The organism is Ramlibacter sp. bp-362, assembly GCF_054956735.1.
Map to the genome: position 1 here is coordinate 14320 of NZ_JBUDXE010000015.1, position 26651 is coordinate 40970.

Here is a 26651-nt window from a genome sequence, read left to right on the forward strand (position 1 = left end):
GGCGGCGGGCACATGTCCTTCCTCGATCTCATCGCCGTGTTGCTCACCGCCGTCGCGGTCCTGGGCTATTTCAACCACCGCGTGCTGCGGCTGCCGGAGACGATCGGCATCACCGCCATGGGGCTGCTGGTGTCGCTCGCCATGGCGCTGGCCGGCAACGCCGTCCCCGGCGCCGCCGAGTGGGCGCGGGGCCTGGCCGGGCGCTTCGACTTTCCCGACCTGGTGCTGCACGGGCTGCTGAGCGTGCTGCTGTTCGCGGGCAGCCTGCACGTCAACATCGGCGACCTGCAGCGGCAGAAGCTTCCGGTTCTGGTGCTGTCCACGGTGGGCGTGGTGCTCTCCACGGTGATCGTCGGCTGCGGCGCGTGGTGGCTGCTGCGCGCGCTCGGCCTGGGGGTGGACCTGGTGCACTGCCTGCTTTTCGGCGCCCTGATCTCGCCGACCGACCCGATCGCGGTGCTGGGCGTGCTCAAGACGGCGGGCGTGCCCAAGGCGCTGGAGACCGACATCGCCGGCGAGAGCCTCTTCAACGACGGCACCGGCGTGGTCGCCTTCCTCGTTCTGCTGGGCATCGCCACGGGCTCGGCGGAGCCCTCGGTGGCCGGCGTCGCGACGCTGCTGGTCGAGGAGATCGCGGGCGCGCTCGTGCTGGGGCTGGTGCTCGGCTACCTGGCCTTCTTCATGCTGCGCGGCGTGAACAGCTACCCGGTGGAGATCATCATCACGCTGGCGCTGGCCACGGCCGGCTACAGCGTGGCGGAGCGCCTGCACGTCTCGGCGCCGCTCACGGTGGTCATCTCCGGCCTCGTGATCGGCAACCACGGGGTGCGCAGCGCGATGAGCGAACAGACGCGCGAGCACCTGCTGTCCTTCTGGGACCTGATGGACGAGGTGCTGAACCTGGTGCTGTTCGGGCTGGTGGGGTTGCAGCTGCTCGCCTTCAGCGGCGGCGAGGTCGCCTGGGCCGCCACCCTGCTGCTGGTCCCGGTGGTGCTGGCCGGCCGCTTCCTGAGCGTCGGCGTGCCGGCGGTGCTGCTGCGGCCGTGGCTGAAGCGCCGCTCGCCGCACGCGGTGAAGGTGCTCACGTGGGGCGGGCTGCGCGGCGGGATCTCGATCGCATTGGCGCTCACGCTGCCGGAGTTTGCGGCGCGGGATACGTTCGTGACGGGGACGTATGCGGTGGTGTTCTTCAGCCTGCTGGTGCAGGCGACGACGCTGCCGTGGGTGCTGGAGAGGCTGGGATTGTCGGCGCCGAACTGAGGTGTGGGCGCGCGCCGGCCCTCACCCCAGCCCTCTCCCGCAAGCGGGAGAGGGTGCGTCACGGTCCGCCGGCTGTTGCTCCCTCTCCCGCTTGCGGGAGAGGGTGGGGGTGAGGGCGGCTGTTCACTCCCTCTCCCGCTCGCGGGAGAGGGCCGGGGTGAGGGCGATCGCCACCTCCCCGATCCTCACCATCACCCCCTCCGTCTCCACCAACACCTCGTGATTCCAGAACCGCAATGTCCGAAACCCCAGCGCCCGCATCACCCGCGCCCGCTTCCCGTCATACGCTTCCTGCTCCCCGTGCTGCCCCCCATCCAGCTCGATCACCAACCCGATCTCCACGCACGCGAAGTCCGCGAAGTAGGGGCCGATCGGATGCTGGCGGCGGAATTTCAGGCCGAGGAGCTGGCGGTTGCGGAGCTGGAACCAGAGGCGCTTTTCGGCGTCGGTGGGGGAGTGGCGGAGGGCGCGGGCCCTCACCCCGGCCCTCTCCCGCGAGCGGGAGAGGGAGGAAGGCACGGCGTTGGCGGGAAGGGGCACTCCGCGAAGGTACGGAGCGCGCGGAATCCTGTGAAGTGAAGAACGGGCCGGCTTCGGCCGGCACTCCGTCCCTTGCGCGAACCCTAAGCCCCCGCGATGACGATCTTCCCCACGTGAGCGTTCGCCTCCATCCGCGCCCGCGCCGCGGGCAGCTGGTCGAAGGCGAACACGCTGTCGATCATGGGCTTCAGCTTGCCGGCTTCCACCAGCGGCAGCATGTCCGCGGCGAACTGGCGCATGCCCTCGGCCTTCTGCGCGGCGCTGGTCTGCTTCTGCGAGACGCCGAACAGGACGAGCCGCTTCGCATGCAGCGCCTGCAGGTCGATCTCCGCCTTCAGCACGTTGTCCACGTAGCCCACCGTCGCCAGCCGGCCTTCGAAGGCCAGGCAGCGCACGCACTCGGCGAAGACCGTGCCGCCGACGTTGTTCACGACCAGGTTCACGCCCGCGCCGCCGGTCGCGTCCATCACCTGCGCATGGAAGTCGGGGCCGCGCGTGCAGACCGCGACGTCCAGCCCCTGCGCGCGCAGCTTCTCCAGCTTGTCGCGCGAGCCCGAAGTGCCGATCACCCGCGCGCCCAGCGCCTTGGCGATCTGCAGCGACGCGACGCCGACGCCCGAACTGACGCCCGTGACCAGCAGCCAGCCGCCGGCCTGCAGGCCACCCTGCAGCACGAGCATGTCGTGCGCGACCATGTAGGTGGCCGGCAGGCTGCCCGCTTCCTCGATCGACAGGCCTTCGGGCACGGGCAGCGCCTGCGTCACGTCGACCAGCACGTACTCGGCCAGCGCGCCCGGGAAGCGCCCGAAGACCCGCTGCCCCGGCTTGAACTCCGTGACCTCGCTGCCCACCTGCACGACCTCGCCGGCGCCTTCCAGGCCCAGCGGCTTGGCGTTGCCCGCCTTGGCGAGGCCGCCGAGGATGAATTCGCCGCGGTTCAGGCCGGCCGCGCGCACGCGCACCAGCAGCTGGCGCGGGCCGGGTTGCGGCACGGGCGTGTCGCGCAGTTCCACGCGCATGTCGGATTCGCTCGGGTTCATCCACCAGCTCTGCATCTCATCTCCCCCGGAACACGGGCTTGCGTTTTTCCATGAAGGCCCGGCGGCCCTCGGCGTAGTCCTCGCTCTCGAAGCAGTCGAGGATCAGCCGCTTGCACAGGTCGCGGTCGAGGTCGGCGTCGTCCTTGAGCATCTCCTCGATGATGCGCTTGCCGGCGCGCACGGTCAGCGGCGCGTTGGCCGCCAGCGCCGCCGTGTACTCCGCCAGCATGCCCGGCAGCTCCGCCGCGCTGCACACGCGCGTGACGAGGCCCACGCGCGCCGCTTCGTGGCCGTCGATCTTGCGGGCCGTGTAGAACAGGTCCTTGGCCACGCCGACGCCCACCAGGTGCACGAGGTTCCTCAGCGCCGAGTAGCGGTAGCCCAGCCCCAGGCGCGCCGCGGGGATGGAGAACACCGCGTCCTCGCTCGCGATGCGCAGGTCGCAGCTGATCGCCACGTTCACGCCGCCGCCGATGCAGAAGCCGCGGATGCAGGCCAGCGTCGGCTTGGCGCAGTGCTGGATGGCCGCCAGCGCTTCCTCGGCCATCGCCTCGTAGTGCTTCACCGCCTCGCGCGCCGCGCGCATGTCCTCGAACTGCGAGATGTCCGCGCCGGAGACGAAGGCCTTGTCGCCGGCGCCGGAGAAGACCACCAGCCGGATCGCCTCGTCCTGCTCGGCCTGGGCCAGCAGCGGCGGCACGGCCTGCCACATGTCCACCGACAGGGCGTTGTGTTTCGCGGGATGGTTGAAGCGGATGTGCAGGGTGGACGCTTCGGTCCAGGCCTGCACCCGCTCGGAAGGCGAGCGGTAGGGTGCGGCAGCCTCGGTCATCCGGCCAGTATGGGACGCGCCGCGCCAGCGGAGGACCCGGGCTTTCCCGCTGAATGCCCCTTGACGCGCGTCAAACCGGGCCCGCCGCGCGGCGCGCAGACTGGCCTGGCGCCCTCGCGGCACGAAGGAGATCACCATGGACCCGCGCCTTCCCGATTCGCCCGCCACCGCCCTGCAGGCCCCGCTGCGGCAGTTCCGCGGCGCGCACGACGGCATCCTGCACGGCCTGCAGGACTTGCAGGAGCTGCCCGAGCTGGCGGCCGCGCTGGCGCGCGCGCGGGCCACGGCCAAGGCCACGCTCGCGCTGTTCGACCACGTGGTGCTGGTGCACCATGCCGACGAGGAGCAGGAGCTGTTCGTGTCGGTGCTGCGCAGCTGCCGCGACGAAGCCGAGGCCGCGCAGGTGCGCGGGCTGGTGGAGCAGCTGACGGCCGAGCACCGGCTGATCGAGGCCACCTGGCGCAAGCTGCGCCCCGCCGTGGCGCTGACGGCGGCGGGCCGGGCGCACGATGCCCCGCTGTTCGGCGCCGAGGTCGACCGGCTGGCCGACCTCTACGCCGAGCATGCCCGGCTGGAGGAAGAGGAATTCCTGCCGCTGGCGGATGCGATCCTCGGACGCAATGCGAACCACATGGCCGCACTCGGCGTGGCGCTGCACCTGCGGCATGCGCCGCCGCCGCGCGCGGCCTACATCTAGCCTAGTGCAGCGCCGCCTCGACCGCCGGGGCCGACAGCTCGCGGCCGACCATGGCGCGCGCGTAGAAATAGTTGTTGCGGGCGCGTTCGCTCATGCCGTCCAGGTTCACCTGGCCCTGCGGGTCGCAGGGAAACGCGTAGCCGCGGCCGCTGTGGAACAGCGAGCGGAAGCACAGTTGGTAGGCGTTGGCGCTGGATTCGGTCATGTCGCGTCTCCTGGGTCCATGCGGGCATTCGCCCTTTCCATGCATCCATGATGGTCGACGCACCTGCCGGCCGCGATAGTCCAAGCTTGCATCCGGGACTAGTCGGCTTGCCATCGCGCGGGCGCGTCCGCGCTGAGGCAGGATAGGACGCGTCCTATGTCGAGGCAGCCAAAGACGCATGCCCGCGTGCGCGGTGGCGCACGCGGGCGGCCTGGTGGAGAACCTTGGTAGTAGACGCCGGTGACGGCGCGTGGCTTCAGGCGTGCAGCGGCATCGGCAGCGACAGCGGCGCGTCCACGGTCTGCAGCACTTCGGCGCGCTCCACGCGGAAGCGCGCGACCAGGCGCAGCAGCGCATCGGCCTGCTCGGCGAGCGAGGCGGTGGCCTGCGCCGCTTCCTGCACGAGCGACACGTTCTGTTGCACGCCGTGCTCCATCTCCGCCACCGCGCTGTTCACCTGCACGAGTCCCACGCTTTGCTGCTGGCTCGCGGCCGCGATCTCGCCGATCAGGTCGCTCACCTTGTGCACCGAGGCGACGATCTCCTGCATCGTCTCCCCCGCGCCGGCGACCAGCGCGTGGCCGGCCTGCACCTGCGCGACGGAGTCGGCGATCAGCGTCTTGATCTCGCGCGCCGCGTCGGCGCTGCGCTGCGCCAGCGTGCGCACTTCCGAGGCCACCACGGCGAAGCCGCGGCCCTGCTCGCCCGCGCGCGCCGCCTCCACGGCGGCGTTCAGCGCCAGCAGGTTGGTCTGGAAGGCGATGCCGTCGATCACGCCGCTGATCTCGCTGATGCGGCCGGCCGAGGCCGAGATGCCGTCCATGGTGCGCACCACTTCGCCCACCACCTGGCCGCCCCGCGCCGCCACCTCGGCGGCGCCGCGCGCGAGCTGGCTCGCGGCGCGCGCCGTGTCGGCGTTCTGGGAGACGGTGGCGGTGAGTTCCTCCATCGCGCTGGCCGTTTCCTCCAGCGTGCTGGCCTGGTGTTCGCTGCGCGCGGCGAGGTCGCGGTGGCCGCGGGCGATGCGCGCGCTGCCGGCAGCGACGCTGTCGGCGCTGTGGTTGACCTCGCCCACCAGCACCGAGAGGTCGGCGATCATGCGTTCCAGGCCGCGCAGCATCTTCTCGGTCTCGCCGTAGGCGCGCACGTTGACCTTCACCGTCAGGTCGCCCTCGGCGACGCGGCCGATCACGTGCGAGGCCGCGCGCAGGTTGGCGATGATGCCGCTGCGGATCGACAGGCGCATCACCACGCCGACGAGCATCACGCCCGCGATGATGGCGGCGCAGCCGGTGAGGAAGGCCTCGCGCTCGTCCAGCGGCACGAAGTCCCAGGCATAGGCGGCGACGGCGAGCATGCCGGCGAGCAGCAACGCCAGCATGAGGTACAGCTTGGTGATGACGGATAAACGAAAGTTCATGTCGGGCTTTTCTTCTCGTAGCCTCGCGACTGTCGCACAGCTTGCCCTCGTGGCCGCATCACGGCGGCCCCGCCGTTGCAATCCCGCAAACGGGGGCTTGTCAATCGAGGCAGTAGCTGCTTGCGCGCTTGTGGCTCGCGCCCCAGGTGCGGTAGCCGTTGCGGTCGATATGGACCCGGCCGCTGGGGTAGCGGCTCACGCCCATGTCCCAGTCCTTGCCTTCCTCGCGCCAGAAGCGGCAGAGGCGATCGCCGTCGGCGCGCGTGAGCGGCGCGATGTCGATCGCGAACGACTTGAGGTGCGCGCTGCCCGGCGCGCCGCCGGCGCAGCGGTTCAGGCGACGGTCACGGTAGGCCGACACCACCTCCACGGCCGGCAGCACGCCGCGCTGCTGCAGCACGCGCACGAGCCGCAGCACGTCGCGCACGCGCGGCCAGAGCGCCGCCGGCGGGACCTGGAAGGGGTCGGCATGGCACTTCTTCCAGTCCGAGGCGCTGCGCAGCAGCTGGTAGGTGGGCACGATACCCGCCACGCCGGACTGCACAAGGAACTCCTCGAAGGTGTCCACCTGCCGCGCGTGAGAGCCGCGCCAGATCGCGAACAGCACCGCGTCGCGCTCGGCGTCGGCCAGCGGCGGCGTGGGCGCGGGGACCGGCACCGGCATCCGCGCGGGCGGCTGCGGTGGCGCCGGTGCCGGTGCAGGAGCCGGCGCGGGGGCGGGCGCGGGTGGCGGCGCCTGGCGCGGCGAGCATGCGGCCAGCACGGCCAGCAGCGGGGCGGCCCACAGCCACGGCTGAGGCAGGGTGCGCAGGCTTGGCATCCGCGCAAGCCTAGCGCAGGCCCCGCGGACGCGGGCAGCCGCGCGGCTCAGCCGGCGAGCGGGAAGGAGAGTTCGAACAGCACGCCGCCGGCCGTGTTGGCGGCGCGGATGCTGCCGCCCATCTTGGCCATGTAGGTGCGGGCCACGAACAGGCCCTGGCCGCGCCGCTCCGGCCCCTCGGCCGCGCCCTTCTCGCTGACGCCGTAGTCGAAGATGCGGGCGAGCAGCGGGGCGGGAATCTCCGGCCCCTCGTTGTGGATGCCGATCACGGCGAAGCCGTCGCGCCGCTGCAGCGTCAAGGTGATCGGCGTGCCCTCGCGGCGGTGGCGCTGGGCGTTGCGCAGGATGTGCGTCACCACGTCCTCCAGCGAGAAGGCGTCGGCCCGCACCATCACCGGCGCGCCCAGCGCTGTGTAGCGCACGTCGCTGACGTTGGCGAAGTGCGCATTGGCGGCGACGTCGGCCAGGAAGCCGTCGAGGTCCAGCGGCGCGAGCTCCAGCTGCGCGGCGGCCAGCGCCTCGCTCGGCGAGGCCTGCCCGTACAGCACGCGCACGGCCTGCTGCATGCGCTGCACGTAGCGGTGCGCCGGGTCCTCGGCATCCGGGTGCAGCACCATCAGCGACTGCAGCGGCGACAGGATCTCGTGGCCGACGGCCTGCAGCATGTCGCGCTCGCGCTGGGCGCGCACCTGTTCGCGCTGCAGGTCGCTCTTCACCCGTTGCAGCAGGTCGGCGAGGCCGCCGGCCAGGATGCCCAGTTCGTCCCTGCCGCGCAGGTCGGACACGTCCAGCTGCACGATGCCCGCGTCGCCGGACGCGTCGCGCTGCACGTTGTCGGACACGGCGGCGGCGCGCCGCGTGAGCACGGCGATGCGGCGGATCAGGCCGACCTCGATCACCAGCCAGGCGATCACGATCGCGCCCAGCATCGCCGCCACGTACCAGGACATGCGCGTGGCGATCACGCCCAGGCCGCGGTCGATGCCGCGCGCGTCGCCGCTCAGGCGCACCTCGTAGTTGCCCAGCGGCGTGGCGATGGTCTCGCGCGCCGTGATGGTGCCGGGACGCGAGGCCACCGGCAGCAGGTCGATCAGCCGCAGGATCAGCGGGGAGCTGCGCTCCGGGCCGTCGTCGCGCGCCTTGATGGTCGCCACCGGCGCCTGCTTCGCGTCCGCGTGGCGGATGGACAGCACCTCGCCGGGCTGCAGCAACCGCCCCAGGTCCTGCAGCGAGGGCGGCGCCACCGCGCCCTCCGTATTGCTGTCGAACAGCGGCGCCCCGCCGGGCGCGAGCATCTGCAGGTGCACGCGGATGCGGTCCAGGTCCGGCGGCGGCCAGGGCGGCCGGCCCGAGGACAGCGCCGCGCGGAAGCCCTCGAGCGGCAGGCGCATCGCGTACGAGACGCGCCGCATGCAGTCGGGCAGTTCGCCGGCGCCGGAGCAGGCGGCGCTCTGCCACACCCAGCCGCGGAAGTCGCGCACCGGGCGCGGCTGCGGCACCAGCGCCGGCTCGCGGGGCACCGGGTAGGCCGTGAGGCGGCCGCGCACCAGCGGCTCGCCGCGCATGGACAGGCGCTCGAAGGGTGCGACCCAGCTGCGCAGCTCGCCGCGCATCTCCACGCGGATGCGCGCGTGGTGCACCGCTTCCACGTCGGACAGGCCCGGCTCGCGCCCCACCAGCTCGCCGGCGAGGAAGCTGCCGACCAGGTACAGGAAGCCGCCCGAATAGGCGTTGTTGCCCACGGCCACGCACAGCGCGCTGTCGTCCGGGTAGATCACCGAGCAGCCGGCCACGTCCACGGCCTGCTGCACCTTGCCCGGGTCGTCGAAGTCGAGCGCAGGGTAGGGCAGCACGAGCGGGCGCAGCGGCAGCGCCAGGCGGCCGGCGTCGGGGTTCAGCAGGGCGAGCTGGCCGGCCGGCTGGCGCAGGCGCGCCATCAGGTCGGACTGCGTCTTGCGGAAGGCCTGCTGGTAGTTGCGGTAGCTGCGCTCCTTCTCGTCCTGCAGCAGGACGACGGCGAGCGCGAGCGTCGCGACGGCCAGCAGCAGGAACACGCCGCGGAACAGCAGCCGGCGGCGGAACGAGGCCAGGCCCAGGCGGGGCTCCCGCCGCGGCTGCGGCAGGTGCGCCAGCAGCGGCGGACGCTTCATGGCCGCGGCTTCTTGGGCGCGGCGTCGCTCCAGCGGAAGCCGCGCATCGGCACGTTCTCGATGGCCTCGAAGCCCGGGTCGACCTCGCGGAAGGCGTCGCGGATGGTCGCCACGTGCTTGCGGACGTTGTCGCGGTTGCGGCCGCTCTTGACCACCTCGAACAGCTCCTCGTACGAAACAACCTCGCCGCGCCGCTGGTACAGCGTGGCCAGGATGCGCTGCGCCGTCAGCGGCAGGTTGATGCGCTCGCCGCGCCAGGTGGGCGTGCGCTGCCACAGCGGATCGAGCGCCAGCTCACCGGCGTCGGCGGCGGCGGGCTCCTGCTGCGCGCCGCGCTCGCGCGCCACGCGCAGCAGCTCCAGGAAGGTCTCGATGAAGTCGGCTTCCTCGAAGGTGGTCTTCTGCAGGTAGTCCCAGGCATCGAGCGCCTTCATGATGCTGCGGTAGATGGCGGCCGGCATCGCCGACACCACCAGCACCGGCACGCCCGAGCCGCGCTTGTTGATCTCGTTGATCAGGGCGACGCCGGCGTGGCGCTCGCGCCCCAGCTCGATGTCCAGCAGCACGACGTCGTACTGCTCGCGCGCGAGGGCGGCCTCGGCCGAATCGCGGTCGAACCACTGGTCCACCTCGATGCCGGGACGGGCCGCGCGGATCCACCCCGCCAGCTGCTTGCTGGTGGGGAGGTCGTCCTCGATGACGGCGACGCGCGGCATGCGGCCCATTATCGAGCGGCCGGGCTGGCGGGCGTGCGGAAGATTTCTTCCGCGGCGTGAACGAAGGCGCCCCGCGGCCGCATTGTTCCTTCGCGGCCCGGTTCGAAGAATGGCTGCCATCGCCAACGACAAGGAGATGCACGATGGAAAGCCGCCAATCGATCGCCCGGGCCCTGGTCCGCTTCGCGCTGGTCAGCGCCGCCGGCGTCGCCGCCGCGTCCCTGTGGGCCAGCGCCCGGCCGGAGCAGGGCCTGCTGCTGGACGCCCTGACCTGGGAGGAGGAAGTCGTCACCGCCAGCACCGGGCCCTGGCCCGAGGACGGCTGGTACCGGCTGGTGCCGAAGGAGGAAGGCATCGAGGTGGAGTCGGTGCGGCCCACGGAGGCCGCGGCCGTGCCCTTCGGCGCGCTGTTCTTCCGCCTGCCCGGCACGGCGCTGAAGACCGGGCTGCGCGGGAGCTACCGCCACCTGGAGGTGCTGCAGCAGCCGCAGGTCCGGCGGCACCACGAGATGGCGCTGGGGCCGATCCGCTTCAGCCTGCGGGTGGAGGAGGTCCCGGCCGGCGTGCAGTACGCCGTCGGCTACTCCGGCCACACGTACACCTACCTGCTGGGGCCGCGCGGGGCGGAGACCAGCGTGCGGGCGGTGGCGGACCTCGACGGGGATGCGAAGCCGGATTTCCTGGTGGACGTGGACGAGGGGATGACCTACCTGCTGCTGTCGTCGCAGGCGCGGCCGGGGCAGAATTTGCCGACGGCGGAATTGCCGGCGCATGGGTGTTGAGCATCAGGAGGCCGGGGCGGAAATGGTCTCGACTTTCCGTTTCGGTGCACGTGCCCGCTTGACATATTCCGGCAGGAAGCTGCGCCGGCTGCGGTCGGCGAAGGCCACGGTGACCTGGGTCGCCGTCGCTTCTTCCACCACCCCGCGCCCGTAGCGGCGCACTTCCACGAGGTCCCCGCGGGCGAAGGCCGGCCCGGCGTCCTCCTCCTCCTCGGCCTGCGGCCTGTCTTCCTCGTTCTTCCGCAACAGCTCCTCCACCACGGCTTCGTGCGCGGCGATGCGCCGGCAGTTGTCGCAGTGGCCGCAGCGTTCGAACGGCGACTCGCCCTCCAGGTGCTCCAGCAGCACGTGCCAGCGGCACTGGCCGGTCTGGGCATAGAACACCATGCGCTCCAGCGCGTCGCGGTCCAGCGTGCGCTTGCGGCCGTAGCCTTCGGTCAGCTCGCGCAGGCGCGCGCCCGTGGCGGGCTTGTCCAGCAGGCGCACGCTGCCGTCCCGGCCGACGGCGACGATCCCGTCCTGCCGCAGCAGGCCCAGCGTGACCTGCAGCTTCGATTTGGCGCGGCCCAGCTTCGCCTGCAGCAGCGGCAGCGTCCACGCGGGCGCATCGGCCGGCGCCTGGCGCAGGGCCTGCACGACGGCGAGCGCGTCCTCCTCGCCTGGGTAGCGTCCGGCCAGGAAGAACTGCTGGATCGCCTTGTCGCCGCGCAGGAACAGCAGCGTGCAGCGGGCCGTCTCTCCGTCGCGGCCGGCGCGTCCCGCTTCCTGGTAGTAGGCCTCCAGCGTGGCCGGCAGCTGGTAGTGCAGCACGAAGCGGATGTCGGGCTTGTCGATACCCAGGCCGAAGGCGTTGGTGGCCACCATCACGCGCTGCCGGCCTTCCATGAAGGCTTCCTGCGCTTCGGCGCGTTCGGCCGCGCCGAGCTTGCCGTGGTACAGGCCCGCGGCCTCGTCGGCCTGCAGCAGCGCGGCGTGCACGGCCTCGGCCGCCTTCACGGTGGCGCAGTAGACGATGCCGCTGCCCGGCAGCGACCGTACCATCTTCAGCACCTGCGCCGTCTTGTCGGCCTCGCGCGCGACCGGCACGACGCGCAGGTCCAGGTTGCGGCGGTAGGCGCTGGTGTTGACCACGCCATCCTCGGGGATCCCCAGCTGTTTGCAGATGTCCTGCGCGATCTCGTCGGTCGCCGTCGCCGTGAGCGCCAGCACGACCGGCTTGCCCAGGCCCGGCAGCGCGTGCGCGATCTCCAGGAAGGCCGGGCGGAAGTCGTGCCCCCAGTGCGAGATGCAGTGCGCCTCGTCGACGGCGAGCAGCGCCACCGGGTGCGCCGCGAGCATGTCGAGGAACTCCGGATCCGCCAGGCGCTCCGGCGTGGTCATCACGATGCGGGCGCTGCCGTCCGCCACCGCCTGTTCCGCGGCGCGCGCTTCGTCGCTGTCGATCGCGCTGTTCACCTGCACCGCGGCGATGCCCAGCTCGCGCAGCGACTCGCACTGGTCCTTCATCAGCGCGATCAGGGGCGAGATGACGATGGTGCGGCCCTGCAGCAGCAGGGCGGGCAGCTGGTAGCACAGGGACTTGCCGGCGCCCGTGGGCATCACGGCCAGCGTCGATCGGCCCGCCAGCACCCGCTCGATCACGGCGGACTGGCCGGGCCGCAGCCGCGCCAGCCCGAAGGTGTCGCGCAGCACGGAGCGCGCGCGCCGCATGGCGGCGGCTGGCGACGTGCCGCGGCCCATGCGGCTCAGCGCTCGTCGTCCGGCGAGGCGCCGTCGCCCAGGCCCGGTTCCTCGGCGTCGAGGTCGGTCAGTTCGGTGCTGTCGGGATCGGCTTCGGGGAAGCCCTTGCCCTCGGCCAGGTTCACCACGTGGTCGGGCAAGATGTCGGAGCCGGGCTCCGTGTCCGCGCCGGCGACCGCGCCGCGCTCGCCCGTGCCGAAGGCGTCGGTGCTCTCCTCGTGCTGCTCGATCGTGCCGATGGTGTCGCTGCCGCTGTCGGAGTTGTTGCTGGGCCCCAGGCGCTCGGCCCCGCGGCCCTGGGGTTCCTGCGGCGCCACTTCGCCGCCGAGGATGCTGCTGTACGCCATGGTGGCTCTCCTTCCGGATGGGTGATGCGTCCAGTCTGGGCCGGCGTCCGCCAGCCCGGCGTCGGCCCCGGGAGCGGGGCGCTGTCGGACGCAGCCGTCGACCGTGCCTCGCGTACAGTGCGCGCCAGAGGAGACCCGCGACGTGAATCCAGCCCCCGGCCTGCCGCCATTCCGTGCCATTCCCGACCTCGTGCGCGAACACGCGCGCGCCCGGCCCCGCCAGCTGGCTCTGCGGCACGGCGCGGAGCGCATGACCTGGGGCGAGCTCGACGCCCTGGCGGACCGCATCGCGGCGCGGCTGCAGGCGCTGGGCGTGCAGCCCACGCAGGCGATCGCGATCAGCGGCGCGAATTCGATTCCCTACATGGCGCTGTTCCTCGGCGGACTGCGCGCGGGCGCCGCCGTCGCGCCGCTGCCCAATGGCGCGACGCCGGACCAGCTGGCCGGCATGGTGCGCGACAGCGGCGCGCGCTTCCTGTTCACGGATGCGAGCGTGCCGGCGCTCGCCGTCGAGGTCGTGCGCGTGCGCATGGACCGCGCGGAAGGCGACGGCAGCCTGGGCGAGTGGCTGGGGGACGCGAGCGCCGCGCCGCAGCCGGTCGCGATCGATCCGGCGTGGCCGTTCAACATCATCTATTCCTCCGGGACGACCGGCACGCCCAAGGGCATCGTGCAGCCGCACGCGATGCGCTGGGCGCACGTGGCGCGGGCGGAGAACTACTTCTACGGACCGGATGCGGTGGCGATGGTCGCGACCTCGCTGTGCTCGAACACCACGCTGGTGTCGGTCTTCCCCTGCATCGCCAAGGGCGGCGCCGTGGTGATGACCGAGGGCCGCTTCGATCCGGCCGGGTATCTCGCGCTGGCCGAGGAAGTGCGCGCCACGCACGCGATGCTGGTGCCCGTGCAATACCAGCGGCTGATGGCGCTGCCGGAGTTCGGGCGCCACGACCTGTCGTCCTTCCGCATGAAGTTCTGCACCAGCGCGCCTTTCTCCGCCGCGCTCAAGGCGGACGTGCTCGCGCGCTGGCCGGGCGGGCTGGTGGAGTACTACGGCATGACGGAAGGCGGCGGCACCTGCATCCTGGAAGCGCACCACTTCCCGCGCAAGCTGCACACCGTCGGCAAGCCGGCCGAAGGGCACGACATCCGCCTCATCGACGAGGAAGGCCGCGAGCTGCCGCGCGGCGAGATCGGCGAGGTGGTCGGCCGTTCCGTGTCGATGATGACGGGCTACCAGAACCAGCCCGGCAAGACGCGCGAGGCCGAGTGGTACGACGCGCAGGGCCGGCGCTTCATCCGCACCGGCGACGTCGGCCGCTTCGACGAGGACGGCTTCCTCACGCTGATGGACCGCCGCAAGGACATGGTGATCAGCGGCGGCTTCAACATCTACCCGAGCGACCTGGAGGCCGTCCTGCGCCAGCATCCCGGCGTGGCCGACGTCGCCGTCGTCGGCGTGCCGTCCGTCACCTGGGGCGAGACGCCCGTCGCCTTTGTCGTGCCGGCGCCCGGCGCGCCGCAGGCGGAAGACCTGCGCGCCTGGGCCAACGAGCGCCTGGGCAAGACGCAGCGCCTGGCCGACCTGCGCTACCTCGGGGAACTGCCCCGCAGCGACATCGGCAAGGTGCTGAAGCGCCAGCTGCGCGACGGCTACCGTCCGTCCTGATCCAGCCCGGCAAGCGCTTGCCCGGGCAATGGTCGCCTTGACAATATCTGCCTAGGCAACTATATTCACGGCCTCCATGGCCACCCGGACTCCCCGTTCCGCCCCGACCGTCTTCTACCGGCCGGACAACTACCAGCCCGACGAAAGCGCGGCCTACCTGATGCGCCGCATCCTCACGTGCATGGCCGCGGAGGTGGACCAGGCGCTGGAGCCGCGCGACCTGACGCACGCCCAGTGGGTGCCGCTGTTCAAGCTGCACCTGGGCCACGCCTCCACCGTCGCGGAACTCGCGCGCGAATGCCAGCTGGACACCGGCGCCATGACGCGCCTGCTGGACCGGCTGGAAGCCAAGGGCCTCGTCACGCGCGTGCGCTCGTCGGAAGACCGCCGCGTCGTCAACCTCGAGCTCACCAAGGAGGGCCGCGAAGCCGCCCGTCACATTCCCACCGTGCTGTGCAAGGTGCAGAACGCCTTCCTGCAAGGCCTCTCGATCGAGGAGTGGCAGCAGCTGAAGGACCTGCTGCGCCGCGTGCTCGCCAACGGCCTCGCCCTGCAGGGCGGGGAACAGGAAAAGAAATGACTCCCTCTCCTTCCGCCGGCCGGCTCGCCGCCCTCGCGGCGGCGCTGCTGCTGGCCGGCTGCGCCAGCACCTCCGGCATCGCGCCGCAGGCGAAGCTGAGCGAAGCGCCCGTGCCGGGCGCCAGCACCCAGGCCATCGCGCCGGTGCCCATCGCCTGGTGGCGCGAATTCGGCGACCCGCAGCTCGACGCGCTGGTCGAGCGCGCGCTGCGCGGCAATCCCAACCTCGCCGTCGCCCAGGCGCGGCTGCGCCGCGCGCAGAGCGTCGGCGAGCTGGCGCGGGCCGGCACGCAGCCGCAGGTGAACGGCACGCTCGACATCACGCGGCAGCGGTACAGCGAGAACGGCCTGTACCCGCCGCCGCTCGCGGGCTCGATCGAGGACTCGGGCACGCTGCGCGCCACCGCCAGCTGGGAGATCGACTTCTTCGGCAAGAACCAGGCCGCGCTGGAAGCGGCGCTCGGCGGCGCCCGCGCGGCGGAAGCCGACGTCGCGGCGGCCCGCGTCGTGCTGGCCAGCAACGTCGCGCGCACCTACTTCCAGCTGGCGCGCCTGCAGGAGCAGCTCGCCGTCGCGCGCCGCACGCTGCAGCAGCGCGAGCAGCAGCTGGGCCTGGTGCGCCAGCGCGTCGATGCCGGCCTCGACACCACGCTGGAACTGCGGCAGGCCGAGGGCGGCCTGCCGGAAGTCCGCCAGCAGGTCGAGGCGCTCAAGGAGCAGGCGCAGACCACGCACAACGCGCTCGTCGCGCTGGTGGGCGGCGGCGATGCGCCCCAGGCCGGCGAACTGCCCAACCTCGCGCGCTTCGCCTCGCCGGTGCAGGTCCCGGCGCTGCCCGCCGACCTCCTGGGCCGCCGCCCCGACATCGCGGCGGCGCGCTGGCGCGTCGAGGCGGCCGGCCAGGACGTGAAGAGCACCAAGGCGCAGTTCTATCCCAGCGTGAACCTGGTCGCCTTCGCGGGCCTCTCCAGCATCGGCCTCGACCGCCTGATCGACTTCGGCAGCCGCGAATGGGGCGTCGGCCCGGCGCTGCGCCTGCCGATCTTCGACGCCGGCCGGCTGCGCGCCAACCTGCGCGGCAAGACGGCCGACCTCGACGTGGCCATCGAGAGCTACAACGCCGCGGTGCTCGAAGCCGTGCGCGAGACGGCGGACGCCGTCGCGGCCCTGCAGTCGCTCGCCCGCCAGCGCAGCGAACAGGCGCAGGCGCTGCAGTCGGCCGAGGCGGCCTACGACATCGCCGTGCAGCGCTACCGCGCCGGGCTCGGCAACTACCTCAACGTGCTCTCGGCCGAGACGGCGGTGCTGAACCAGCGCCGGCTCGGCGTGGACCTCGCCGCGCGCGTGCTCGAAGCGCGCGTGGCCTTGTACCGGGCGCTCGGCGGCGGCTACGAAGCCGACGTCCCCGTGGCCGCCCCCAGGCAACCCAGGAAAGAAACATGAGCGACAAGCAAGAAGCCCCCGCGCCGATGCGCGGCAATCCCAAGCGCAAGAAGGCGCTCCTGATCCTCGCGGCCACCGTGGCTGTGGTCGCCGTCGTCTGGGGCGGCTACGAGTGGCTGGTGGCCAGCCACTACGAGAGCACCGACAACGCCTACGTGCAGGGCAACGTCATCCAGATCACGCCGCAGGTGGGCGGCACGGTGATGTCGATCCACGCCGAGGACACCGACTTCGTGAAGGCGGGCCAGCCGCTCGTGAAGCTCGACCCGGCCGACGCCAAGGTGGCGCTCGAGCAGGCGGAAGCAGCGCTCGGCCAGACCGTGCGCCAGGTGCGCACGCTCTACGCCAACAACGGTTCGCTCGCGGCCCAGGTGGCGCTGCGCGAAGCCGACGTGACCAAGGCGAAGGCGGAGCTGGCGCGGGCCACCGACGACTACAACCGGCGCGCGGCGCTGGTGGGCAACGGCGCCGTGTCGCGCGAGGAACTGAACCACGCGCAGGCGCAGGTGAACGCCGCCCGCAGCTCCGTCGCCGCGGCGGAAGCCGCCGTGGTGAGCGCGCGCCAGCAGCTCGCCAGCAACCAGGCGATGACCTCCGGCACCGACGTCGAGCAGCACCCGCAGGTGCGCGCCGCCGCCGCCAAGGTGCGCGAAGCGTGGCTCGCGCTGCAGCGCGCCGTGCTGGTCGCGCCGGTGGACGGCTACGTCGCCAAGCGCAGCGTGCAGCTGGGCCAGCGCGTGGCCGCGGGCGCGCCGCTGATGGCCATCGTGCCGCTCAACGAGGTCTGGGTCGACGCGAACTTCAAGGAAGTGCAGCTGCGCAAGATCCGCATCGGCCAGCCGGTCACGTTGACGGCCGACCTCTACGGCAAGCGCGTGGAATACGAAGGCAAGGTGGCCGGCCTGGGCGTCGGCACCGGCGCAGCGTTCTCGCTGCTGCCGGCGCAGAACGCCACGGGCAACTGGATCAAGGTGGTGCAGCGCGTGCCGGTGCGCGTGGAGCTCGACGCGAAGCAGCTGTCCGAGCATCCGCTGCGCGTCGGCCTGTCGATGGAAGCCACGGTGGACGTGAGCCAGCAGGACGGCCGCACGCTGGCCGAGGCGCCGCGCGGCGGTGCCGTCGCCCACACGCAGGTCTACGACAGCCAGGACGACGGCGCCGACGCGGAAGTGCGGCGCGTGATCGCCGTGAACAGCGGCGCCTCGCCGCTCCAGGCGCACGGCGGCCCGCCGGCCAAGCGCTGAACCCCACCCACCGGGACTTCCCATGAGCGCTGCGAACCAGCAGCTTCCCCCGCCCCCGCTGGAAGGCGCGGCGCGGATGTGGGGCACGATCGCGCTGTCCGCCGCCACGTTCATGAACGTGCTGGACACCTCGATCGCCAACGTGTCGCTGCCGGCCATCGCCGGCGACCTGGGCGTGAGCCCCAACCAGGGCACCTGGGTCATCACCAGCTTCGCCGTGGCCAACGCCATCGCCGTGCCGCTCACGGGCTGGCTGTCGCTGCGGCTCGGGCAGGTGCGCCTGTTCGTCTCCAGCGTCGTGCTGTTCGTGATCGCGTCGTGGCTGTGCGGGCTGGCGCCGAACATGACCATGCTGATCGCCTTCCGCGCGCTGCAGGGCTTCGTCGCCGGGCCGATGATCCCGCTGTCGCAGTCGCTGCTGCTGGCGAGCTACCCGCGCGCGCTCGCCGGCCTGGCGATGGCGATGTGGGCGATGACCACGCTGGTCGCGCCGGTCACCGGGCCGCTGCTGGGCGGCTGGATCACGGACAACATCAACTGGTCCTGGATCTTCTACATCAACATCCCCGTGGGCATCGTTGCGGCGCTCGCGTCCTGGGCGATCTACCACAAGCGCGAGAGCGTCACTCGCAAGCTGCCCATCGACAAGGTGGGGCTGGCGCTGCTGGTGCTGTGGATCGGCTGCCTGCAGATGATGCTGGACCTCGGCAAGGAATACGACTGGTTCTCCTCGCCCATCATCGTGGGCCTCGCGGTCGTCACGGTCGTCGGCTTCCTATTCTTCCTCGCCTGGGAGCTGACCGACGACCACCCGGTCGTGGAACTGCGCCTGTTCACTCGGCGCAACTTCTGGGCCGGCACGATCACGACCTCCGTCGCCTACGGGCTGTTCTTCGGCAACGTGGTGATCCTGCCGCTGTGGCTGCAGCAGTTCATGGGCTACACCGCCACCGACGCCGGCATGATCATGGCGCCCGTGGGGCTGCTGGCGATGGTGCTGTCGCCCATCGTGGGCAAGACGGTCAACCAGGTGGATCCGCGCAAGTACGCCACGCTGGCCTTCATCGTGTTCGGGCTGGTGCTGTGGATGCGCTCGCGCTTCAACACGCAGGCCGACTTCGCCACCATCATGGTGCCGACCATCATCCAGGGCGTGGCGATGGCCTTCTTCTTCATCCCGCTGATGACGATCACGCTGTCGGGGCTGGAGCCGGACCGCATCCCCGCCGCGTCGGGCCTGACCAACTTCGTGCGGATCACGGCCGGCGCCATGGGCACCTCGATCACCACGACGCTGTGGGAGAACCGGGCGGCGCTGCACCACGCGCACCTGGCCGAGTCCATGGGCGCCGGCAGCCCCGTCGTGCAGATGACGCTCAACGGCCTCTCCGCCTCGGGGCTCACGCGCGAGCAGGCGCTGGCGCAGATGAACCGGCTGGTGGACCAGCAGGCCTTCATGCTGGCGGCCAACGACATCTTCTACCTTTCGGCGGCGCTGTTCCTGGTGCTGATCCCGCTGGTGTGGCTGACCCATCCGCAGCACGGCGCGGGCGGGGCGGGCGCGGCGGCAGGCGCCCACTGACGAGGCAGCGGCGGGTGTTTGGCTGACACCCGCTTGCCGCTCGTTCGACGGCTATCGCTGTGCTTGGGGCTGACGCCGCCCGACAAAGCGGGCCGTCCCGCGGACGCCCGCGCGACCCACAGGACCGCGGCGGTGCTTCGACCATGCTTGGAGCATTCCAGGGAGATGCTCCATGAAATACATGCACAAGGCCATCTGGCAATCCGACGGCAATCTGGTGATCCGCGGCAACACCCGCGCGCTGCTGTTCCGTGCGCTGGAGGACGTCCGCGCCGATCTCGAGCAGCGCGGCGACACCGACCACCTCAAGCGTACCCTGGCGGCCCTGCAGGAAGTGCTGGGTACCTACGACGGCAAGCTGCCGACCGCGAACGAACTGCTGGGCGACCCGGTGCGCGAGCGCGTGTCGCGCAACCTGCTCAAGGGCTGATCAGGCCAGGAGGGCGACATTGCCGCCCGCCGCGGCCGTGTTGATGGTGAGGGTCTGTTCGGCGCAAAAGCGCGTCAGGTAGTACGGACCGCCGGCCTTGGGCCCGGTGCCTGAGCGACCTTCCCCGCCGAAGGGCTGCACGCCCACGACGGCGCCGATCATGTTGCGGTTGACGTAGACGTTGCCGATGCGCGCCTCGCGCGCCAGCGCTTCCGCGCGGCTGTCGATGCGCGTCTGGATCCCGAGCGTGAGTCCGTAGCCGATGCGGTTGATCGCATGGATCACCGCCTGCGGCTCGCCGCGCCAGCGCGCGATGTGCAGCACCGGGCCGAAGATCTCGTGCCGCACCTGGTCCACGCCGGCGACCTCGAAGGCCTGCGGCGGGATCAGGCGCGTCTCGGGCAGGAAGGTCGAGGGCGGCAGCAGCGGCTTCGCTTCGGCGTGCAGGCGGCGCAGGTGCGCCTGCAGGTTGTCGAAGGCTTCGCCGTCGATCACCGGTCCGACGTCGGTGCGCCATTGCGCCGGGTCGCCGGTGACCAGTTCGCGCGCGGCGCCCTGGATCATGCGGATCACGTCCTCGGCGATCGCCTCGTGCACGCACAGCAGGCGCAGCGCCGAGCAGCGCTGGCCGGCCGAGCGGAAGGCGCTCTGCACCACCGCATCCACCACCTGCTCGGGCAGCGCGGTCGAATCCACCACCATCGCGTTGATGCCGCCGGTTTCGGCGATCAGCGGGACGATGGGGCCGTCCTTGGCGGCGAGCGCGCGCTGGATGATCTTGGCGACCTGCGTCGAACCGGTGAAGACGACGCCACCGATGCGCGGCTCGGCCACCAGCGCCGCACCCACGGTTTCGCCGGGACCGTGCAGGAGTTGCAGCGCATCGCGCGGCACGCCCGCGGCATGCAGCAGGCGCACCGCTTCGGCCGCGACGGCGGGCGTCTGCTCCGCCGGTTTCGCGAGCACCGTGTTCCCCGTCACCAGCGCGGCCGCGACCTGGCCGGTGAAGATCGCCAGCGGGAAGTTCCAGGGGCTGATGCAGACCCAGGCGCCACGGCCCGTGAGGCGCAGCGCGTTGCTTTCGCCCGTGGGGCCCGGCAGCGTCATCGGTTCCAGCAGGCGCTCGGCTTCGTTGGCGTAGTAGCGCAGGAAGTCGATCGCCTCGCGCACCTCGGCGACGGCGTCGCCCCAGGTCTTGAAGCCCTCCTTCACCAGCAGCGCGCCCAGGCGCGGCAGCCGCGCTTCCATCGCGTCGGCGGCGTCGCGCAGCATGGCGGCGCGGCGCTGCACCGGCGTGCGCTCCCACTCGCGGAAGGCGGCGAGGGCGCGGTCGACCGACTGCGGCACCGCCGCCGGGTCGGACATCGGAATGTCTGCCACGTGCGTGGCCTCGAGCGCGGTGGCCAGCGCGGCGCGCATCTCCGGCACCGCCAGGTCCAGCCCCGCGCTGTTGCGCCGGGCCGGGCCGTACAGGTCGGGCGGCAGCGGCAGCGAGGGTTCCGGCGCGAGGTGGAGGGGCGACTGCAGCAGTTCGTCCATCCCGACGGATTCGTCGGCCAGCTGGTGGACGAAGGAGGAGTTGGCGCCGTTCTCCAGCAGGCGGCGGACCAGGTAGGCGAGCAGGTCGCGGTGCTGGCCGACCGGCGCGTAGACGCGGCAGGCGAGCTGCGGGTCCTGCAGCACCTCGCGGTACACGCCTTCCCCCATGCCGTGCAGGCGCTGCAGTTCGAAGGGCGCGCCGGTGCGCCGGGCCATCTGCACGATGGCGGCGATCGTTCCGGCGTTGTGCGTGGCGAACTGGGGATAGATCACGTCCTGCGCCTCCAGCAGGGCGCGGGCGCACGCGAGGTAGGAGACGTCGGTGTGGTGCTTGTGCGTGTACACGGGATACTGCGGCAGGCCCAGCTCCTGCGCCCGCTTGATCTCGGCATCCCAGTACGCGCCCTTGACCAGCCGGCACATGAGGCGGATGCGGTGGCGCCGCGCGATGGCCGCCACTTCGGCGACCAGCTCCAGCGCGCGGGTCTGGTAGGCCTGCAGCGCCAGGCCGAAGCCCTGCCAGTGCGGATGCTCCCGCGCGACCTGCGCGGCGAGCGCCTCGAACACGTCCAGCGAGAGCTCCAGCCGGTCCACCTCCTCGGCGTCGATGGTCAGGTTGATGTTCGCGCCCGCGGCGCGCTGGCAGAGGCCCCAGAGGCGCGGCACCAGTTCCTCCATCACGCGTTCGCGCTGCAAGGCCTCGTAGCGCGGATGCAGGGCGCTGAGCTTGATCGAGATGCCGTCGTTCTGCTGTACCGGGCGGCCCGCCTGCGCGCCGCCGGCAATCGCGGCTATCGCCCGTGCGTAGTGGGCGAGATAGCGGTCCGCGTCCTCCGCCGTGCGCGCGCCCTCGCCCAGCATGTCGTAGGAAAAGCGCAGGTTGGGCTGGCGGCGGCGCGCGGCGGCCGCCTCGTGCATCGCCTCGGCGATGTCCTGGCCCAGCACGAACTGGCGCCCCAGCAGCTGCACGGCGCGCAGCGTCGCGGCGACCACGGTGCGGGCGCCCAGCCGCGCGAACACGCCGCCCTCCGGCTGGGCGCCGTCGCCCGGCAGGAAGCGCTTGGACAGCGCGATGGCGCTGTGCGCCAGGCGCGCCAGCGCGCTCTCGGGCGAGCCCTCGAAGTCGGCGCGCGAGAGCTGGTCCGCGGTGAGCGCGATGACCGTCTCGGCGTCGGGAACGCGCAGCAGGGCCTCGGCCAGGCGCATCAGCGCGAGGCCTTCGGCGCTGGAGATGGGGTACTCCTTCAGCAGGCTTTCCATCGCCCAGAAGGGCGGCGGGTTGCGCCGCACGGCCGCCACCCAGGGCGCCGCGGCCTGCGCGGCGGCCGCCCAGTCCAGCGCGCCATCCAGGAAGCGCAGGCGCTCCTGGACGATGGCGGCTTCGGGACGGTAGGGGGAGGGCAGGCGTTGGGCGGGGGCGGGTGTCATGCCTGCGATGGTCGCGCGCCGGGCGGCGAATCTTTCGCTAAAGTCGAGGTCATCCACCACAGGAAATCCAGCGAATGGCCGAACCAGCCGTCGATCTCGATCGCATCGACCTGAAGATCCTGCAGGTGCTGCAGGCCGACGGCCGCATCTCCAACCTCAAGCTGGCCGAGGCCGTCGCCCTGTCGCCCACGGCGGTGCTGGCGCGCGTGCAGCGCCTCACGCGCGAGGGCTACATCGCCGGCTACGAGGCCCGCCTCGATCCCGTGAAGCTGGGCCTGGGCATGCTGGTGTTCGTGGAGGTGCTGCTGGATCGCACCACGCCCAACGTGTTCGAGGCCTTCAAGGCCGCGGTGCAGGCGTACCCGCAGATCCTGGAGTGCCACATGGTCGCGGGCGGCTTCGACTACCTGCTGAAGACGCGGATGGCCGACATGCAGGCCTATCGCGATTTCGCCGGCACCGTGCTGTGGCAGTTGCCCGGGGTGCGCGAGACGCGCACCTATGCCGTGATGGAGGAAGTGAAGAGCACGGCGCGCCTGCCCTTGGCCGCCTAGCGGCCGCGGGGCAGAATCGCCGCTTTGATCGCGGAGGAGTCTCCATGCGCATCCAACCGCTCGCCGCCGCGGCGCTGCTGTCCCTGGCTGCCGGCACGGCCGGCGCCCAGTCCATGAAGCCCGGCCTGTGGGAAATCAACAACAAGATGGGTGGCGGCCAGATGGACGCCGCGATGGCCGAGATGCGCAAGCAGATGGCGGAGATGCCGCCGGAGCAGCGCAAGCAGATGGAGGCCATGATGGCGCAGCAGGGCGTGCGCATGGCGCCCGGCGCGGCCGGCGGCATGGCCATGCAGGTGTGCATGACGAAGGAGATGGCCGAGCGCAACGACATGCCGATGCAGGAGGGCTGCTGCATGACGAAGAACCAGCGCAGCGGCAAGACCATGCGCTTCGCCTTCGCCTGCAGCAACCCGCCCTCCAGCGGCGAAGGCCAGGTGACCTTCGCCAGCCCCGAGTCCTACAGCAGCCACATGACCGTGCGTGCGACCGTGGACGGCAAGACCGAGACCACCACGATGGACGCCACAGGCAAGTGGCTGAAGGCGGACTGCGGGAACGTGAGGCCGATGGCCAGGTGACGTCAGCGGGCCGGACGCCCGCCGAAGATCGCCGTGCCCACCCGCACCATCGTGCTGCCGGCATGGATGGCCGCTTCCAGGTCGGCGCTCATGCCCATGGAGAGCGTGTCGAGCGGCAACCCGCCGGCGCGCAGCTGGTCGAACAGCGCGCGCGCCTTGCGGTGCACCGCGAGCTGGCGCTCGAACTCCTCCGCCGGCTCCGGGATGGTCATGAGGCCGCGCAACTGCAGCCGCGGCAGGGCCGCGACGGCGCGGGCCAGCTCCAGCGCCTCGGCGGGCGCGACGCCCGACTTGCTGGCGCCGCCGTCGATGTTGACCTGGATGCACACCGCCAGCGGCGGCATGTCCTCGGGCCGCTGCTCCGACAGCCGCTGCGCGATCTTCAGCCGGTCCACCGCGTGGGCCCAGGCGAAGTGCTGTGCCACCAGCCGCGTCTTGTTGCTCTGGATCGGGCCGATGCAGTGCCATTGCAGCGGCAGGTCGGCCAGCAGCGCCTGCTTCTCCACCGCTTCCTGGATGTAGTTCTCGCCGATCGCGCGCTCGCCCGCCTCGAAGGCCGCGCGCACGGCCTCGGGGCCGAAGGTCTTGGCCACGGGAAGCAGCGTGACTTCGTTCACGTCGCGTCCGGCGGACGCGCAGGCGTCGGCGATCCGCTGGCGCACGTGCTGGAGGTTCGTTGCAATCGTCGTCATAATGGGCCGGCCAGCCGGGCGCTTGCGCCGCGCCGGTGAAGGACCAGAAGGAAGAGGGATCCGTGGATATTACCCAGCTGCTCGCATTCAGCGTCAAGAACAAGGCGTCGGACCTGCACCTCTCGGCGGGTCTTCCGCCCATGATCCGCGTGCACGGCGACGTGCGCCGCATCAACGTCGACCCGATGGACCACAAGCAGGTCCACGCGATGGTCTACGACATCATGAACGACACGCAGCGCAAGAACTACGAAGAGTTCCTGGAGTGCGACTTCTCGTTCGAGATCGAGGGCCTGGCCCGCTTCCGCGTCAACGCCTTCAACCAGAACCGCGGCGCCGGCGCCGTGTTCCGGACGATTCCCTCCAAGATCCTCACGCTGGAGCAGCTGAACGCCCCCAAGATCTTCCAGGACCTGGCGCTCAAGCCCCGCGGCATGGTGCTGGTGACCGGCCCCACGGGCTCGGGCAAGTCCACCACCCTGGCGGCGATGATCAACCACCTGAACGAGACCGAGTACGGCCACATCCTGACGGTGGAGGACCCGATCGAATTCGTGCACGAGTCGAAGAAGTGCCTGGTGAACCAGCGCGAGGTCGGCCCGATGACGCTGTCGTTCTCGAACGCGCTGCGCTCGGCGCTGCGCGAGGACCCGGACTGCATCCTGGTGGGCGAGATGCGCGACCTGGAGACGATCCGCCTGGCCATGACCGCGGCCGAGACGGGCCACCTGGTGTTCGGAACGCTGCACACGTCGAGCGCCGCGAAGACCATCGACCGGATCATCGACGTGTTCCCTGCGGAGGAGAAGGAGATGGTCCGCGCGATGCTGTCGGAATCGCTGCAGGCGGTGATCTCGCAGACGCTGTGCAAGACCAAGGACGGCAGCGGCCGGGTGGCGGCGCACGAGATCATGATCGGCACCTCGGCCATCCGCAACCTGATCCGCGAGGCCAAGGTGGCCCAGATGTATTCGGCGATCCAGACCGGCAACTCGGTCGGCATGCAGACGCTGGACCAGAACCTCGCCGACCTGGTCCGCCGCAACATGATCAGTCCGGCCGAGGCCCGCAGCAAGGCCAAGATCCCCGAGAATTTCCCCGGATAAGGAGCCGGCAGCATGGAACGCGACCAGGCATCGAAATTCATCAACGACCTGCTGAAGCTGATGGTCGGCCGCAACGGCAGCGACCTGTTCATCACCGCCGACTTCCCGCCCGCGATCAAGGTGGACGGCAAGGTGACCAAGGTCTCGCCGCAGCCGCTGAACGGCGCGCACACGCTGGCGCTGGCCCGCTCGATCATGAACGACAAGCAGGCCGCCGAGTTCGAGCGCACCAAGGAGTGCAACTTCGCGATCTCGCCGCCGGGCATCGGCCGCTTCCGCGTGAACGCCTTCGTGCAGCAGGCGAAGGTGGGCATGGTGCTGCGGGTGATCCCGCAGGTGCTGCCCACGATCGACGGCCTGGGCGTGCCGCAGGTGCTCAAGGAAGTGGTGATGTCCAAGCGCGGCCTGGTCGTGCTGGTGGGCGCCACCGGCTCGGGCAAGTCGACGACGCTCGCGGCCATGGTCGACTGGCGCAACGAGCAGAGCTACGGCCACATCATCACCATCGAGGACCCGGTGGAATTCGTGCACCCGCACAAGAACTGCGTGGTGACGCAGCGCGAGGTGGGGCTGGACACCGACAGCTGGGAAGCGGCGCTGAAGAACACGCTGCGCCAGGCGCCCGACGTGATCCTGATGGGCGAGATCCGCGACCGCGAGACCATGGAGCACGCGATCGCCTTCGCCGAGACCGGCCACCTGTGCATGGCCACGCTGCACGCCAACAGCACCAACCAGGCGCTGGACCGCGTGATCAACTTCTTCCCCGAGGAGCGCCGGCCGCAGCTGCTGATGGACCTGTCGCTCAACCTCAAGTCCTTCGTCTCGCAGCGCCTCGTGCCCAAGCAGGACGGCAAGGGCCGCGCCGCCGCGGTGGAGATCCTGCTGAACACGCCGCTGGTGTCCGACCTGATCTTCAAGGGCGAGGTCTCGGAGATCAAGGAAGTCATGAAGAAGAGCCGCAACCTGGGCATGCAGACCTTCGACCAGGCGCTCTTCGACATGTACGAGAACAACATCATCACCTACGAGGACGCCCTGCGGAACGCCGACTCGGTGAACGACCTGCGCCTGCAGATCAAGCTGAACTCGCAACGCGCGAAGTCGCAGGACCTCTCGGCGGGGACCGAGCACCTGGCGATCGTCTGAGGCGGACAGCCAAGGCGGACAGCCGGACGCAAAAGTCGCAGAGGTTCCGCAAAAGTCGCTAAGAAATCCTTTGGTGGATGTCCTTTTGCGATCTTTGCGGGACCTT

The 26651-nt window shown here is 71.2% G+C and carries 25 protein-coding genes; 13 read left to right on the top strand and 12 right to left on the bottom strand.

Annotated elements, in window-relative coordinates:
* Positions 1-12 precede the first annotated feature (12 nt).
* Positions 13-1260, top strand: coding sequence for a cation:proton antiporter (locus ACY0MJ_RS18320; protein ID WP_462639976.1), 1248 nt, complete (start codon positions 13-15; stop codon positions 1258-1260).
* A gap of 123 nt (positions 1261-1383) precedes the next feature.
* On the opposite strand, the gene ACY0MJ_RS18325 is transcribed toward ACY0MJ_RS18320, so the two are convergent.
* From ACY0MJ_RS18325 to ACY0MJ_RS18335, 3 genes are all read right to left on the bottom strand, one after another.
* Positions 1384-1740 (bottom strand): endonuclease domain-containing protein, encoded by a 357-nt coding sequence (locus ACY0MJ_RS18325; protein WP_462639977.1) that lies wholly within the window; start codon positions 1738-1740, stop codon positions 1384-1386.
* Positions 1741-1883: 143 nt separating this feature from the next.
* Complete coding sequence (locus ACY0MJ_RS18330) at positions 1884-2855, bottom strand: zinc-binding dehydrogenase (protein WP_462639978.1); 972 nt, start codon at positions 2853-2855, stop codon at positions 1884-1886.
* Position 2856: 1 nt separating this feature from the next.
* A complete protein-coding gene (locus tag ACY0MJ_RS18335) occupies positions 2857-3672 on the bottom strand; it encodes an enoyl-CoA hydratase (RefSeq protein ID WP_462639979.1) in 816 nt (271 codons plus the stop codon).
* 136 nt (positions 3673-3808) lie between these two features.
* Between ACY0MJ_RS18335 and ACY0MJ_RS18340 the strand changes: the two genes are divergently transcribed.
* The gene (locus tag ACY0MJ_RS18340) at positions 3809-4369 is read left to right on the top strand and encodes a hemerythrin domain-containing protein (protein WP_462639980.1); all 561 of its coding nucleotides are present in this window, start codon (positions 3809-3811) and stop codon (positions 4367-4369) included.
* 1 nt (position 4370) lies between these two features.
* Here ACY0MJ_RS18340 and ACY0MJ_RS18345 read toward each other — a convergent pair whose 3' ends face one another.
* From ACY0MJ_RS18345 to ACY0MJ_RS18365, 5 genes are all read right to left on the bottom strand, one after another.
* Positions 4371-4574, bottom strand: coding sequence for a hypothetical protein (locus tag ACY0MJ_RS18345; protein WP_462639981.1), 204 nt, complete (start codon positions 4572-4574; stop codon positions 4371-4373).
* Between the two features lie 256 nt (positions 4575-4830).
* Positions 4831-5994, bottom strand: coding sequence for a methyl-accepting chemotaxis protein (locus ACY0MJ_RS18350; RefSeq protein ID WP_462639982.1), 1164 nt, complete (start codon positions 5992-5994; stop codon positions 4831-4833).
* A 100-nt stretch (positions 5995-6094) separates the two neighbouring features.
* On the bottom strand, positions 6095-6814 hold the full coding sequence (locus tag ACY0MJ_RS18355; protein WP_462639983.1) for a D-Ala-D-Ala carboxypeptidase family metallohydrolase: 720 nt from the start codon (positions 6812-6814) through the stop codon (positions 6095-6097).
* Positions 6815-6861: 47 nt separating this feature from the next.
* A complete protein-coding gene (locus ACY0MJ_RS18360) occupies positions 6862-8964 on the bottom strand; it encodes an ATP-binding protein (protein ID WP_462639984.1) in 2103 nt (700 codons plus the stop codon).
* Positions 8961-9680, bottom strand: coding sequence for a response regulator transcription factor (locus ACY0MJ_RS18365; protein WP_462639985.1), 720 nt, complete (start codon positions 9678-9680; stop codon positions 8961-8963). The genes ACY0MJ_RS18360 and ACY0MJ_RS18365 overlap by 4 nt, the downstream gene beginning before the upstream one ends.
* Before the next feature lie 143 nt (positions 9681-9823).
* Between ACY0MJ_RS18365 and ACY0MJ_RS18370 the strand changes: the two genes are divergently transcribed.
* The gene (locus tag ACY0MJ_RS18370; RefSeq protein ID WP_462639986.1) at positions 9824-10462 is read left to right on the top strand and encodes a hypothetical protein; all 639 of its coding nucleotides are present in this window, start codon (positions 9824-9826) and stop codon (positions 10460-10462) included.
* Between the two features lie 3 nt (positions 10463-10465).
* On the opposite strand, the gene ACY0MJ_RS18375 is transcribed toward ACY0MJ_RS18370, so the two are convergent.
* Together ACY0MJ_RS18375 and ACY0MJ_RS18380 are read right to left on the bottom strand one after the other, a co-directional pair.
* Positions 10466-12202, bottom strand: a complete 1737-nt coding sequence (locus tag ACY0MJ_RS18375; protein ID WP_462639987.1) for a RecQ family ATP-dependent DNA helicase — start codon at positions 12200-12202, stop codon at positions 10466-10468.
* Positions 12203-12207: 5 nt separating this feature from the next.
* The gene (locus ACY0MJ_RS18380; protein WP_462639988.1) at positions 12208-12549 is read right to left on the bottom strand and encodes a hypothetical protein; all 342 of its coding nucleotides are present in this window, start codon (positions 12547-12549) and stop codon (positions 12208-12210) included.
* A 142-nt stretch (positions 12550-12691) separates the two neighbouring features.
* Between ACY0MJ_RS18380 and ACY0MJ_RS18385 the strand changes: the two genes are divergently transcribed.
* From ACY0MJ_RS18385 to ACY0MJ_RS18410, 6 genes are all read left to right on the top strand, one after another.
* A complete protein-coding gene (locus ACY0MJ_RS18385; protein WP_462639989.1) occupies positions 12692-14218 on the top strand; it encodes a class I adenylate-forming enzyme family protein in 1527 nt (508 codons plus the stop codon).
* Positions 14219-14294: 76 nt separating this feature from the next.
* Positions 14295-14798 carry a MarR family winged helix-turn-helix transcriptional regulator gene (locus ACY0MJ_RS18390; protein WP_462639990.1) on the top strand — a complete coding sequence of 168 codons (504 nt, stop codon included), beginning with the start codon at positions 14295-14297 and terminating at the stop codon, positions 14796-14798.
* Positions 14795-16240, top strand: coding sequence for an efflux transporter outer membrane subunit (locus tag ACY0MJ_RS18395; protein WP_462639991.1), 1446 nt, complete (start codon positions 14795-14797; stop codon positions 16238-16240). Before ACY0MJ_RS18390 ends, ACY0MJ_RS18395 begins: the two co-directional genes overlap by 4 nt.
* The gene (locus ACY0MJ_RS18400) at positions 16237-17484 is read left to right on the top strand and encodes an HlyD family secretion protein (RefSeq protein WP_462639992.1); all 1248 of its coding nucleotides are present in this window, start codon (positions 16237-16239) and stop codon (positions 17482-17484) included. The genes ACY0MJ_RS18395 and ACY0MJ_RS18400 overlap by 4 nt, the downstream gene beginning before the upstream one ends.
* Before the next feature lie 22 nt (positions 17485-17506).
* Positions 17507-19066 carry a DHA2 family efflux MFS transporter permease subunit gene (locus ACY0MJ_RS18405; RefSeq protein ID WP_462639993.1) on the top strand — a complete coding sequence of 520 codons (1560 nt, stop codon included), beginning with the start codon at positions 17507-17509 and terminating at the stop codon, positions 19064-19066.
* A gap of 172 nt (positions 19067-19238) precedes the next feature.
* Positions 19239-19496 carry a hypothetical protein gene (locus ACY0MJ_RS18410; RefSeq protein ID WP_462639994.1) on the top strand — a complete coding sequence of 86 codons (258 nt, stop codon included), beginning with the start codon at positions 19239-19241 and terminating at the stop codon, positions 19494-19496.
* On the opposite strand, the gene ACY0MJ_RS18415 is transcribed toward ACY0MJ_RS18410, so the two are convergent.
* Positions 19497-22463 carry an L-glutamate gamma-semialdehyde dehydrogenase gene (locus ACY0MJ_RS18415; protein ID WP_462639995.1) on the bottom strand — a complete coding sequence of 989 codons (2967 nt, stop codon included), beginning with the start codon at positions 22461-22463 and terminating at the stop codon, positions 19497-19499. It abuts the gene before it with no gap.
* A gap of 74 nt (positions 22464-22537) precedes the next feature.
* On the opposite strand from ACY0MJ_RS18415, the gene ACY0MJ_RS18420 reads away from it, so the two are divergent.
* Positions 22538-23017 (top strand): Lrp/AsnC ligand binding domain-containing protein, encoded by a 480-nt coding sequence (locus ACY0MJ_RS18420; RefSeq protein ID WP_462639996.1) that lies wholly within the window; start codon positions 22538-22540, stop codon positions 23015-23017.
* Between the two features lie 44 nt (positions 23018-23061).
* Positions 23062-23598: a DUF3617 domain-containing protein gene (locus ACY0MJ_RS18425; protein WP_462639997.1), complete on the top strand. Its 537-nt coding sequence runs from the start codon at positions 23062-23064 to the stop codon at positions 23596-23598.
* A gap of 2 nt (positions 23599-23600) precedes the next feature.
* Here the strand turns inward: ACY0MJ_RS18425 and ACY0MJ_RS18430 are convergent, their stop codons facing one another.
* On the bottom strand, positions 23601-24290 hold the full coding sequence (locus ACY0MJ_RS18430; protein WP_462639998.1) for a YggS family pyridoxal phosphate-dependent enzyme: 690 nt from the start codon (positions 24288-24290) through the stop codon (positions 23601-23603).
* A gap of 62 nt (positions 24291-24352) precedes the next feature.
* Between ACY0MJ_RS18430 and ACY0MJ_RS18435 the strand changes: the two genes are divergently transcribed.
* Both ACY0MJ_RS18435 and ACY0MJ_RS18440 read left to right on the top strand, forming a co-directional pair.
* Positions 24353-25396, top strand: a complete 1044-nt coding sequence (locus ACY0MJ_RS18435) for a type IV pilus twitching motility protein PilT (RefSeq protein ID WP_462639999.1) — start codon at positions 24353-24355, stop codon at positions 25394-25396.
* Positions 25397-25408: 12 nt separating this feature from the next.
* Positions 25409-26545, top strand: coding sequence for a PilT/PilU family type 4a pilus ATPase (locus ACY0MJ_RS18440; RefSeq protein ID WP_462640000.1), 1137 nt, complete (start codon positions 25409-25411; stop codon positions 26543-26545).
* The last annotated feature ends 106 nt before the right edge of the window (positions 26546-26651 follow it).

What these genes read in the sequence shown, in the direction of transcription:
- ACY0MJ_RS18430 (WP_462639998.1), bottom strand. Translation starts at nt 24,290, where the DNA reads ATGACGACGATTGCAACGAACCTCCAGCACGTGCGCCAGCGGATCGCC.
- ACY0MJ_RS18340 (WP_462639980.1), top strand. Translation starts at nt 3,809, where the DNA reads ATGGACCCGCGCCTTCCCGATTCGCCCGCCACCGCCCTGCAGGCCCCG.
- ACY0MJ_RS18330 (WP_462639978.1), bottom strand. Translation starts at nt 2,855, where the DNA reads ATGCAGAGCTGGTGGATGAACCCGAGCGAATCCGACATGCGCGTGGAA.
- ACY0MJ_RS18425 (WP_462639997.1), top strand. Translation starts at nt 23,062, where the DNA reads ATGCGCATCCAACCGCTCGCCGCCGCGGCGCTGCTGTCCCTGGCTGCC.
- ACY0MJ_RS18440 (WP_462640000.1), top strand. Translation starts at nt 25,409, where the DNA reads ATGGAACGCGACCAGGCATCGAAATTCATCAACGACCTGCTGAAGCTG.
- ACY0MJ_RS18320 (WP_462639976.1), top strand. Translation starts at nt 13, where the DNA reads ATGTCCTTCCTCGATCTCATCGCCGTGTTGCTCACCGCCGTCGCGGTC.
- ACY0MJ_RS18415 (WP_462639995.1), bottom strand. Translation starts at nt 22,463, where the DNA reads ATGACACCCGCCCCCGCCCAACGCCTGCCCTCCCCCTACCGTCCCGAA.
- ACY0MJ_RS18410 (WP_462639994.1), top strand. Translation starts at nt 19,239, where the DNA reads ATGAAATACATGCACAAGGCCATCTGGCAATCCGACGGCAATCTGGTG.
- ACY0MJ_RS18335 (WP_462639979.1), bottom strand. Translation starts at nt 3,672, where the DNA reads ATGACCGAGGCTGCCGCACCCTACCGCTCGCCTTCCGAGCGGGTGCAG.
- ACY0MJ_RS18380 (WP_462639988.1), bottom strand. Translation starts at nt 12,549, where the DNA reads ATGGCGTACAGCAGCATCCTCGGCGGCGAAGTGGCGCCGCAGGAACCC.
- ACY0MJ_RS18395 (WP_462639991.1), top strand. Translation starts at nt 14,795, where the DNA reads ATGACTCCCTCTCCTTCCGCCGGCCGGCTCGCCGCCCTCGCGGCGGCG.
- ACY0MJ_RS18365 (WP_462639985.1), bottom strand. Translation starts at nt 9,680, where the DNA reads ATGCCGCGCGTCGCCGTCATCGAGGACGACCTCCCCACCAGCAAGCAG.
- ACY0MJ_RS18355 (WP_462639983.1), bottom strand. Translation starts at nt 6,814, where the DNA reads ATGCCAAGCCTGCGCACCCTGCCTCAGCCGTGGCTGTGGGCCGCCCCG.
- ACY0MJ_RS18345 (WP_462639981.1), bottom strand. Translation starts at nt 4,574, where the DNA reads ATGACCGAATCCAGCGCCAACGCCTACCAACTGTGCTTCCGCTCGCTG.
- ACY0MJ_RS18400 (WP_462639992.1), top strand. Translation starts at nt 16,237, where the DNA reads ATGAGCGACAAGCAAGAAGCCCCCGCGCCGATGCGCGGCAATCCCAAG.
- ACY0MJ_RS18370 (WP_462639986.1), top strand. Translation starts at nt 9,824, where the DNA reads ATGGAAAGCCGCCAATCGATCGCCCGGGCCCTGGTCCGCTTCGCGCTG.
- ACY0MJ_RS18390 (WP_462639990.1), top strand. Translation starts at nt 14,295, where the DNA reads ATGGCCACCCGGACTCCCCGTTCCGCCCCGACCGTCTTCTACCGGCCG.
- ACY0MJ_RS18420 (WP_462639996.1), top strand. Translation starts at nt 22,538, where the DNA reads ATGGCCGAACCAGCCGTCGATCTCGATCGCATCGACCTGAAGATCCTG.
- ACY0MJ_RS18350 (WP_462639982.1), bottom strand. Translation starts at nt 5,994, where the DNA reads ATGAACTTTCGTTTATCCGTCATCACCAAGCTGTACCTCATGCTGGCG.
- ACY0MJ_RS18360 (WP_462639984.1), bottom strand. Translation starts at nt 8,964, where the DNA reads ATGAAGCGTCCGCCGCTGCTGGCGCACCTGCCGCAGCCGCGGCGGGAG.
- ACY0MJ_RS18375 (WP_462639987.1), bottom strand. Translation starts at nt 12,202, where the DNA reads ATGGGCCGCGGCACGTCGCCAGCCGCCGCCATGCGGCGCGCGCGCTCC.
- ACY0MJ_RS18405 (WP_462639993.1), top strand. Translation starts at nt 17,507, where the DNA reads ATGAGCGCTGCGAACCAGCAGCTTCCCCCGCCCCCGCTGGAAGGCGCG.